This window comes from Enterobacter cloacae complex sp. ECC445 (assembly GCF_021892025.1).
In the GTDB taxonomy this organism is placed as follows: domain Bacteria; phylum Pseudomonadota; class Gammaproteobacteria; order Enterobacterales; family Enterobacteriaceae; genus Enterobacter; species Enterobacter chengduensis.
Window position 1 is genome coordinate 1 of record NZ_JAKLRZ010000053.1, and the last position, 10167, is coordinate 10167.

The following is a 10167-nucleotide window of genomic DNA, read 5'->3' on the forward strand; positions in this document are numbered from 1 at the left end:
CCCCTCACCCCAGCCCTCTCCCTCAAGGGAGAGGGGGTCGTCCGTGCAGGCAATATTTTGTGGGGATCCCTCAGCCCACAGGTAGAGGGTGAAAACCATGATGTAGGCCGAAGCCGCCACCCGGCAAAATAACCTCACCGCTGCTCGTCCAGCTGTAGCGCCACGTACAGCAGCAACCTGTCGTCAAAATTCCCCAGGTCCAGCCCCGTCAGCTCCGAAATTCGGTTTAACCGATACTCCAGGGTATTGCGGTGAATAAACAGCGCTTTTGACGTCGCCAGCGGCTGCACGTTATGGCTGAACCACGCCTGCAGCGTCCGGCGCAGCAGGCCGTTGTTGTCCATGGCTTTCAGACGCGCTAAGGGCCGCGCCAGCTCGTTGGCCTGCCAGCCCCCGCGCAGGCTGTCGAGCAGCACCGGCAGCATCAGATCCTGATAGAAGTAGCTCCGACTCTCCGGCATCCGCTGCTTGCCCACCATCATGGTGGTGCGCGCGGTACGCCAGGAGCGGGCGATACTGCCCGGCCCGGTAAAGTAGTTGCCCAGCGCAACGCGAAAACGCAGCTGGCCATTCTCCTTCATGCGGGAGATGAGCAGCTCCACGCGACGACGATGATCGTCGGCATCCCAGCGGCCAAACGCATTGAGCGCCGGTTTGAGCACCACCATTTCCGTCAGAGAAACGATCGCCACCAGGTTATCGCGCTCCGGCGTCGCCAGCGCATTTTGCAGCTGCTGCAGCTCGGCCATCGCGCTGTCCACGCCAAGCTGGCCGCTATCGACCTCAATGACCGCCACCACGCGCGGCTGGTTCAGATCGATCCCCAGACGCTGCGCCCATTCGCTGAGTGCTGGCGTATGCTCCTCCGCCTGAATAAGGTTCATCACCAGCTCTTCACGCAGGCGACTATCCTGAGCCAGCAGGTGCATCAGGCGCGACTGCTCCAGCATCATCTCTGCCGTCATGCAGACCAGCTCGCCGTATTTTCGCAGAGACTCCGGCTCGCCGGTCAGGCCGATGACCCCGACAATCTCGCCTTCAAGGCGCAGCGGGAGGTTGATGCCCTGGCGGACGCCGTGCAGGTGTTTCGCTACCGCATCGTCGATATCCACGACCCGCCCCTGAGAAAGCACCAGCAGCGCACCTTCGTGCAATTCACCAATACGCTCGCGATCGCCGCTGCCAATAATGCGCCCGCGCGCATCCATTACGTTGATATTGGTATCAATGATGCGCATGGTGCGCGCCACGATATCCTGCGCCATTTTGGTATCAAGATGCCAGCCAGCCATGCAACCCTCCTGTGAGCAGAGCTCAAGCATAGGGAAGTTCAGTATCGGCTGCATTGTGCGAATGCACAAAGAGAGGGAAAGATGTATGGAGTTGTGCCAGGCGTCACAGAAACGAGAAAGCCCCTGCGCGCAGGGGCTTAAGAGGATTACTGCATCAGCAGGTAGATAGAGGTATCACCACGCTGGATATTCAGCGCCAGCACGGACGGCTTGCTGTCGAGAATTTTGCGCAGTTCAGCGATGTTTTTCACCGGCTGCTGGTTAGCCCCCATGATCACATCGCCTTTTTTCAGGCCGATACGGGCTGCCGGTGAGTTCGCTTTCACGTTGTTCACCACCACGCCTTTATCTGCGCCTTTGTTGCTCATCTCAGCCCCTTCAATACCGCTGAAGATGGTGCTGGAATCCACCTGATTCTGGCTGCTCTGCTGCAGCTCCAGGCTCACGTTAACCGGCTTACCGTCGCGCAGCAGGCCAAGGGTCACTTTGCTGCCAATCGGCATTGAGCCTACTTCGGCGCGCAGGGCGGCAAAGCTGCTGATCGGCTTACCGTTCAGGGAGGTGATCACGTCGCCTGCTTTAATGCCCGCTTTTGCCGCAGAGGAGTTCGGCATCACCTGGCTGACGAATGCCCCGCGCTGGGCGTCAACCTTCATCGCCTTCGCCAGCTCGGAGTTCAGTTCCGTACCGAGGATACCGAGTTCGCCGCGTTTCACCTGGCCGTACTGCACCATCTGCGCGGTCAGGTTTTTCACCATGTTGCTCGGGATAGCAAAGCCGATTCCGATGTTGCCGCCGTCCGGCGCCAGGATCGCGGTGTTGATACCGATCAGCTCGCCGTTCAGGTTCACCAGCGCACCGCCGGAGTTACCGCGGTTGATCGCCGCATCCGTCTGGATGAAGTTCTCATAGTTTTCCGCGTTCAGGCCGCTACGGCCCAGCGCAGAGACGATGCCCGAGGTTACGGTTTCACCCAGACCGAACGGGTTACCGATCGCCACGGTGTAGTCACCGACGCGCAGCGCGTCAGAGTCGGCAAGCTTAATCGCCGTCAGGTTTTTCGGATCCTGAATCTGAATCAGCGCGATGTCGGAGCGCGGGTCTTTACCCACCACCTTAGCATCGAACTTACGCCCATCGCTCAGCTGAACCTTAATGGTGCTGGCGTTATCAACAACGTGGTTATTGGTGACGACGTAGCCTTTAGCGGCATCAATAATCACCCCTGAACCAAGCGCCATGAATTTCTGCTGCTGGCCGCCGCCGCCCTGGCCGTCATCCCCGGCACCGCCGCCCTGACAGAACGGCGAGCTCTGGAATGGCGAACCGTCCTGACAGAACGGTGAGTTGTCACCGAAGAACTGCTGGAAGTTACGCGGCATACGCGGCGTATTGACGGTCGTGCTACCCTCAACGTTAATACTCACCACCGATGGCATCACTTTTTCGAGCATCGGTGCCAGGCTTGGCATCTGCTGCGCGGTTGCTGCCGACGACGCGGTCTCGGCTGCAGTAGCAGTCAGAGGAGACAGCGCTAAACCTAAACTCAGAGCCAGTGCACTCATTGCTAATGTGGTTTTTTTCATGTTTCTCAATCTCGATTTACAGGTAACGCAAAATTGCTGTGTAACTCAGATTCGTTTTATACCGCTTAGTTCCGGCGATAAGTTTATGGAAAAGGTAAAAATTTATTGGCCGTCTTTACAAAACTCCGACGTTATTCCACCGCCATGAGCTTGCGGTATTCATCCCAGGCATACAAATCGGTCATGCCGCTGATATAGTCCTGGATAAGACGGCAACGATAATAATATTCCATCACCGGCCATTGGGTAGAATGGCGATCCAGTTTGCCAATCGCTTCGACATACGCCAGACGATGCCGGGTAGAGAGTTTCTGATAAAGCCGCGATTCAATCGGGATCCGGCGCACGCGCTCGTGTTCCACCAGCTCGCTGAATTCGTCGGCCGACAGCTGGAGCAGCGGGGAATAAATTTCCAGTAAGCCACTGATGACCCGATAGCCCTGCAGTTCTAATTGCTCGACATCCGGATGGCTGAATACATGCCGCATCGCCACATGTTTATAAAGCTCAAGGAGTTGGCTGAAACTGCTGTCGTCTTCCAGCAGCGCGTGGTTGAATTCCCCGCTGAAGATGAGCGGCAAATTATCAATAAAGCGCGACGCCGCATACGGCACCAGCTTATTTAATGTATTAACCCGCAAATACATAAAGAACTGGTCTTCCGTACTGCGGCTTAACGTATTCGATCGCGATTTTTCCCAGGCATTTTCGACCACCTGGGCAAACAGCGAGCCTTTTTCATGAGTGCCCCAGGCCGCATAAAGATGCTGATAAAGCTCTTCAACGCTGAAAATTCTTTTCTCAACGGCATCTTCCAGATCAGCCACGCAATAGGAAATATCATCCGCGGCTTCCATAATCCAGGTCAATGGAAAGCGGCCGTTTGGCGTCAATGAAAGTTCTTTACGTAGCCTTTCTATATAGGCTTCTTCAGAAAGATAATAGCCCGGCTTTTTCATTAAATAGCTGTGGGACGCGGGCGTCTCCCCCATCCACCACGCGGGACGGGTATATTTCAGAATGCAGCCAACCTGTGCCCAGGTCAGGTTCATGCGCATCAGGGAATGTACCAGCCGGATCCCCTGCGCATTGCCCTCGAAGTGACAGAGATCTTGGCGCACCTTGCGGCGCAGATCGTTAAGCCCGTCTTCACCTTCACGCAGGCGTAAATCCCGAACGGTGCAGCGGTCATCGCTCAGCGGCTGGCTCAACGCATCCGAAGGATGAAGCCGCTGCTTAAACCAGTCATTGATAGCCGCCTCGCCAAAGTGGCCGAAAGGCGGGTTGCCGATGTCATGCATCAGGCAGGCCATCTCAACGATGCTCTCGAAGGGCCCCGTCAGTTCGTCCAGCCCATAGGTTTCCAGTAAACGCTGCTCTTTAAGACGGCTCAAAATCTCTTTTGCAATGTAGCGCCCAACCTGCTGCACTTCCATCGAGTGGGTTAAGCGCGTGCGCACCGCGGCGTTACGCTCCAGCGGGAAAACCTGGGTCTTTTGCTGCAGACGGCGAATGGCGGGCGAGTTAATGATTCTCCCGCGATCGCTTTCGAAGATACGCAGGATCTCATGTTCGCTCTTGTCGCCCTGCGGCGAACGGAAACGTCGGTGCCAGTTAATTTTGGTACGAAAATCGATTGGTGACATGTGCTCCCCCGCGTGAGAATGCGTTTCCCCTTAACCGCATGATAGACTATGCATCTTAACAAGGCACATCGCGAGTAAATCTATGAAAATCGGCATTATTGGTGCAATGGAAGAAGAAGTTACGCTGCTGCGTGACAAAATTGAGAACCGTCAGACCCTCTCTCTGGGGGGTTGTGAGATCTACACCGGCCAGCTGAACGGTGTTGAGGTGGCTCTGCTGAAATCAGGCATCGGTAAAGTGGCTGCTGCGCTGGGGGCAACCCTGCTGCTTGAGCGCTGCAAGCCGGACGTGATCGTTAACACCGGCTCTGCGGGCGGCCTGGCGCCGACGCTGAAAGTGGGTGATATCGTTGTCTCCGACGAAGCGCGTTACCACGATGCCGACGTTACCGCATTTGGCTACGAATACGGTCAGCTTCCGGGATGCCCTGCGGGTTTTAAAGCTGACGACAAGCTGATTGCGGCGGCAGAGACCTGCATTGCAGAACTCAACCTCAACGCGGTACGCGGTCTGATTGTCAGCGGTGATGCCTTCATCAACGGCTCCGTTGGGCTGGCAAAAATCCGCCATAACTTCCCTCAGGCGGTGGCCGTTGAGATGGAAGCGACCGCGATTGCGCACGTTTGCCATAACTTTAACGTACCGTTCGTGGTGGTTCGCGCCATCTCTGACGTGGCAGACCAGCAGTCCCACATCAGCTTCGACGAGTTCCTGACCGTTGCGGCAAAACAGTCCACCGTGATGGTGGAACGCCTGGTGCAGAACCTGGCACGTGGCTAAACATACCGTCAGGGCGCTGGTCGCCCTGCTTCTTCTCGCCCCGCTGTGGCTCTATGCCGCACCGCGCGTGATTACGCTCTCCCCTGCAAATACGGAACTGGCCTTTGCCGCCGGGATCGCGCCGGTTGGCGTGAGCAGCTTTTCGGATTACCCACCGCAGGCCGCGGGCATTGAACAAGTGGCAACCTGGCAGGGGATGAACGTTGAGCGCATCGTGGCGCTCAAGCCGGATCTCGTGCTGGCCTGGCGGGGCGGCAACGCCGAGCGGCAGGTTAACCAGCTTGCCTTGCTTGGCATTAAGGTCATGTGGATTGATGCCGTCAGCATTGAGCAGGTCGCTCAGGCACTGCGCGCCCTCGCCCCTTATAGCCCTACCCCTGAAAAAGCCGAGCGCGCGGCGAACCAGATGCTCAATGACTATGCCGCGCTGAAATCCCGATATGATACCTCCGTGAAAAAACGCATCTTCCTGCAGTTTGGCAGCCAGCCGCTGTTCACCACCGGAAAAGGGTCGATTCAGAATCAGGTGCTGGAAGTCTGCGGAGGGGAAAACATTTTTGCAGCCAGCCGGGTGCCGTGGCCTCAGGTAAGCCGTGAGCAGGTTCTGGCGCGCCAGCCACAGGCCATCGTCGTGGTCGGAAATGCGAGCGAAATTCCCAAAATAGAACAATTCTGGCAAAAGCAGCTAAAAATACCGGTAATACCCCTCAACAGTGACTGGTTTGAACGCGCCAGCCCGCGTATTATCCTCGCCGCAAAACAGCTCTGTGCCGCGCTGGCAGAGAGTCACTAACAGAAGACCTTTTTCGAGGATTTAACGATGCTCGTTTATTGGCTGGATATTCTTGGCACAGCCGTTTTTGCTATCTCCGGCGTACTGCTCGCAGGGAAACTCCGCATGGATCCGTTTGGCGTGCTGGTGCTGGGCGTGGTGACCGCCGTCGGCGGGGGGACGATCCGCGACATGGCACTGGCGAATGGCCCGGTGTTTTGGGTGAAAGATCCCACCGATCTGGTGGTCGCGATGGTCACCTGCCTGTTAACCATCGTGCTGGTTCGCCAGCCGCGCCGCTTACCCAAATGGATCTTGCCGGTGCTTGATGCCGTCGGTCTGGCCGTCTTCGTCGGTATTGGCGTCAATAAGGCGTTTAATGCGGGCACCGGTCCAATGGTGGCAATCTGCATGGGCGTATTAACCGGCGTGGGCGGCGGGATCATTCGCGACATTCTGGCGCGCGAAGTGCCGATGATCCTGCGTACTGAAATTTACGCAACGGCCTGCATTGTGGGTGGGATTGTTCACGCGACCGCCTATTACACCTTTGCAATCCCGCTGGAAAATGCCGCGATGCTGGGGATGGTCGTAACGCTGATGATTCGTCTGGCGGCGATACGCTGGCACCTGAAGCTGCCGACGTTTGCGCTGGATGACAGGTAAAAGCAAAAAGGTAACCTCGCGGTTACCTTTTTTCGTGTTTTCTCCCTCTTCCCGTGGGAGAGGGCCGGAATGAGGGCATCAGCCCGCACTCTCTTAAATGCTGAACGAAGAACCACACCCGCAGGTGCTTGTCGCGTTCGGGTTCGTCACCACAAAGCGCGACCCTTCCAGACCCTCGGTGTAATCCACCGAACCACCCACCAGATACTGCAGGCTCATCGGGTCAACCACCAGCGCGACGCCCTGTTTCTCGATAGTCATATCGCCATCGTTAACCTGATCGTCAAAGGTAAAACCATACTGGAAGCCGCTGCAGCCGCCACCGGTAATATAAACACGCAGTTTCAGATCCGGATTGTCTTCGTCGGCAATCAGGTTTTTCACTTTGTTGGCTGCTGCTTCGGTAAACTCCAGCGGCACAGCTACATCATCACTCATCATATGCTCCCATGAATACTGCTACTGCCATTGGGTAAAATTCACCCAATTCTTTGTGTCATTATCTAATACCCTGGTAATTCATTCAAGTATTCTGCGTGGCGGCCCGCTCAGCCTCTTGTTTTGCCAGGGTACGCGCGAGGATGGTGGAGTATAGCGGTTTTCCACCCAGGAACTGGGCTAATAGTGTCGCGCCGAGACAGGTAATGATCATTGGCAAAATGAGCTGGTAATTGTCCGTCATCTCCAGGACCAGCACGATCCCGGTCAACGGCGCACGCAGGGAAGCGGCCAGCAGCGCCCCCATTCCGGCCACCGCAAAGGTCCCGGCGTCAAGATGATAGGCGGGAAAACCCGCTTCAGCCGCCATACCAAACGCGGTGCCCAGCAACGTACCCAGCGCCAGCATCGGGGCGAATATCCCGCCGGGCGCGCCGGAGGAAAAGCAGAGCACCGTCGTGATGACGCGGGAGATAAACATAAACAGCAGCAGACCCACGCTGAAATTCCCCGCCGCCGCAATGGGGATCAGCCCGAACCCGCCGCCCGCGGCGTTCGGCTCGATAAAGCCGAGCACGCCGCACATTCCGCCCAGCAGGCCGCCCATCAGCACCCATTTCGTGGTGTTCCCGCCGTGAATGCGCTGGAACATCTCCTGAGCGCGCAGGATAAAGGTGTTAAATAGCGGCCCCACTATGCCAAAAATCATGCCGAGGATCAGGTAAAGCCACAGGGTATTGACCGGAGCGTTGGTCAGCTTGCCCACCTCAATCACCGCCCCTTCGCCGTTAAAAATGCGAAAAACGATGCTAGACATAATAACGCCGGTAAACACCGCTTTAATCGAGATCAGGTTGTAGCGAAACTGCGCGCGCATCTCTTCAATGATGAACAATATGCCCGCCAGCGGCGCGTTAAACGCCGCTGAAAGCCCCGCCGCGGCACCGGTGGCCAGCAGCGTATGGCGCGCTTCGGCGCTGCGCATGCGAAACAGATCGCCCACCATGCGGCCGACGTTCCCGCCCAGCTGTACCGTTGGTCCTTCCCTGCCCAGCACCATTCCCGCGCCCAGCGTCCCCATGCCGCCGATAAATTTTACCGGAATGACCCGCCACCAGCGCACCGGCCGCAGCTCCTCCAGCGCACCTTCAATTTCCGGGATGCCCGATCCGCCCGCTTCCGGCGCGAATTTACGCACCAGAAAATACCCTACCATGGCAAACAGCGCCGACAGGCCGAATGCCAAAACCCAGACCAGCCATTCGCTGTCGGCAAAAATGGCCACGGTGCCCACTCGCCAGTTGAGTACGGCATTGACCGCTTTTTCAAACGCCACGCCCACCAGGCCCGCGAGCGTTCCCACCACGGCAGCGGCAAGCAGGATCGCCAGCGGCGTTTTATCGCGATTGAGCAGCCGCCGAATGCTGATTCGGTGCTGGGCGCGCGTAAACTGTTGTTCTTCAAATGAAGGAGAGTTTTCTTTCATTACCTGTTCTTTTTCGTCATACAAATAACCCGCGGGATTTTACCAGACACACCTCCTGTAGATCACTTAGAATAGCCCCCTAAACTTATTTCTACGAATCAGGAACGACGCCATGAGCAAGTCAGAAAACCTCTACAGCGCAGCCCGCGAGCTAATTCCGGGTGGCGTGAACTCACCCGTGCGCGCCTTTACCGGCGTGGGCGGCACGCCGCTGTTTATTGAACGCGCTGACGGCGCATATCTGTATGATGTCGATGGCAAAGCCTACGTTGATTATGTCGGTTCCTGGGGGCCGATGGTGCTGGGGCATAACCATCCTGCCATTCGTAACGCGGTGATTGAAGCCGCCCAGCGCGGCCTGAGCTTCGGTGCGCCAACCGAGATGGAAGTGAAGATGGCGGAGCTGGTGACTGAACTGGTGCCGACCATGGACATGGTGCGTATGGTGAACTCCGGTACCGAAGCGACCATGAGCGCGATTCGCCTGGCGCGCGGTTTTACCGGTCGCGATAAAATCATTAAATTCGAAGGCTGCTACCACGGCCACGCGGACTGTCTGCTGGTAAAAGCCGGTTCCGGCGCGCTGACCCTCGGCCAGCCAAACTCCCCGGGCGTACCGGCAGATTTCGCGAAGCATACCCTGACCTGCACCTACAACGATCTGAGCACCGTTCGCGCGGCGTTCGAGCAGTATCCGCAGGAGATCGCCTGCATTATCGTTGAGCCGGTTGCGGGCAACATGAACTGCATCCCACCGCAGCCTGACTTCCTGCCGGGCCTGCGCGCCCTGTGCGATGAGTTCGGCGCGCTGCTGATCATCGATGAAGTCATGACCGGCTTCCGCGTGGCGCTGGCGGGTGCCCAGTCTTATTATGACGTCGAGCCGGACCTGACCTGCCTCGGTAAAATCATCGGTGGCGGTATGCCGGTCGGCGCATTTGGTGGCCGTAAGGACGTGATGGAAGCCCTGGCGCCTACCGGCCCGGTTTACCAGGCGGGCACGCTCTCCGGTAACCCTATCGCAATGGCGGCGGGTTTTGCCTGCCTGACCGAAGTGGCGCAGCCGGGTATTCACGAAACCCTGACCGACCGAACCACGCAGCTGGCAAACGGTCTGCTGGAAGCCGCAGAAGAGGCAGGCATTCCGCTGGTGGTCAACCACGTGGGCGGCATGTTCGGGATCTTCTTCACCGATGCGAAAACCGTGACCTGCTATCAGGACGTGGTGAAGTGCGACGTTGAACGCTTCAAGCGTTTCTTCCACCTGATGCTGGAAGAAGGCGTGTACCTGGCGCCGTCAGCGTTCGAAGCGGGCTTTATGTCCGTGGCGCACAGCGAAGAGGATATCAACAACACCATCGACGCGGCGCGTAAGGTGTTTGCGAAGCTCTAAGGTCCGTGCGGGGTGATGCCTTCACCCCAACCCTCTCCCACTGTACAGTCCGGGGACATAGTGAACACTTGTTCGGGGACATGGTAGACACTTACAACTAAGGCATA

General features: G+C 57.4%; 9 protein-coding genes. 4 read left to right on the forward strand and 5 right to left on the reverse strand.

Features of this window, described 5'->3' with window-relative positions; translation table 11 throughout:
- Nucleotides 1-134: 134 nt before the first annotated feature.
- The 3 genes from L6R44_RS24645 to dgt form a co-directional block, all read right to left on the reverse strand.
- The gene (locus L6R44_RS24645) at nucleotides 135-1292 is read right to left on the reverse strand and encodes a CdaR family transcriptional regulator (protein ID WP_032644130.1); all 1158 of its coding nucleotides are present in this window, start codon (nucleotides 1290-1292) and stop codon (nucleotides 135-137) included.
- Between the two features lie 146 nt (nucleotides 1293-1438).
- Nucleotides 1439-2878, reverse strand: coding sequence for a serine endoprotease DegP (gene degP / locus L6R44_RS24650; RefSeq protein WP_112781056.1), 1440 nt, complete (start codon nucleotides 2876-2878; stop codon nucleotides 1439-1441).
- Nucleotides 2879-3009: 131 nt separating this feature from the next.
- Nucleotides 3010-4524: a dGTPase gene (dgt, locus tag L6R44_RS24655; RefSeq protein ID WP_032644128.1), complete on the reverse strand. Its 1515-nt coding sequence runs from the start codon at nucleotides 4522-4524 to the stop codon at nucleotides 3010-3012.
- Nucleotides 4525-4606: 82 nt separating this feature from the next.
- On the opposite strand from dgt, the gene mtnN reads away from it, so the two are divergent.
- From mtnN to L6R44_RS24670, 3 genes are read left to right on the forward strand one after another with little or no spacing between them, the layout of a single operon-like run.
- Nucleotides 4607-5305, forward strand: a complete 699-nt coding sequence (gene mtnN / locus L6R44_RS24660; protein ID WP_032644127.1) for a 5'-methylthioadenosine/S-adenosylhomocysteine nucleosidase — start codon at nucleotides 4607-4609, stop codon at nucleotides 5303-5305.
- On the forward strand, nucleotides 5298-6098 hold the full coding sequence (btuF, locus tag L6R44_RS24665; RefSeq protein ID WP_237425678.1) for a vitamin B12 ABC transporter substrate-binding protein BtuF: 801 nt from the start codon (nucleotides 5298-5300) through the stop codon (nucleotides 6096-6098). Before mtnN ends, btuF begins: the two co-directional genes overlap by 8 nt.
- A 27-nt stretch (nucleotides 6099-6125) precedes the next feature.
- A complete protein-coding gene (locus L6R44_RS24670; RefSeq protein WP_237425679.1) occupies nucleotides 6126-6743 on the forward strand; it encodes a TRIC cation channel family protein in 618 nt (205 codons plus the stop codon).
- Between the two features lie 93 nt (nucleotides 6744-6836).
- Here L6R44_RS24670 and erpA read toward each other — a convergent pair whose 3' ends face one another.
- Entirely contained in the window at nucleotides 6837-7181 is a 345-nt protein-coding gene (gene erpA, locus L6R44_RS24675; protein WP_032644124.1) for an iron-sulfur cluster insertion protein ErpA, read from the reverse strand.
- A gap of 85 nt (nucleotides 7182-7266) precedes the next feature.
- Nucleotides 7267-8667: a H(+)/Cl(-) exchange transporter ClcA gene (gene clcA, locus L6R44_RS24680; RefSeq protein WP_237425680.1), complete on the reverse strand. Its 1401-nt coding sequence runs from the start codon at nucleotides 8665-8667 to the stop codon at nucleotides 7267-7269.
- Between the two features lie 112 nt (nucleotides 8668-8779).
- Here clcA and hemL point away from each other — a divergent pair, with 112 nt between their 5' ends.
- A complete protein-coding gene (gene hemL, locus L6R44_RS24685) occupies nucleotides 8780-10060 on the forward strand; it encodes a glutamate-1-semialdehyde 2,1-aminomutase (protein WP_032644123.1) in 1281 nt (426 codons plus the stop codon).
- Nucleotides 10061-10167: the final 107 nt, after the last annotated feature.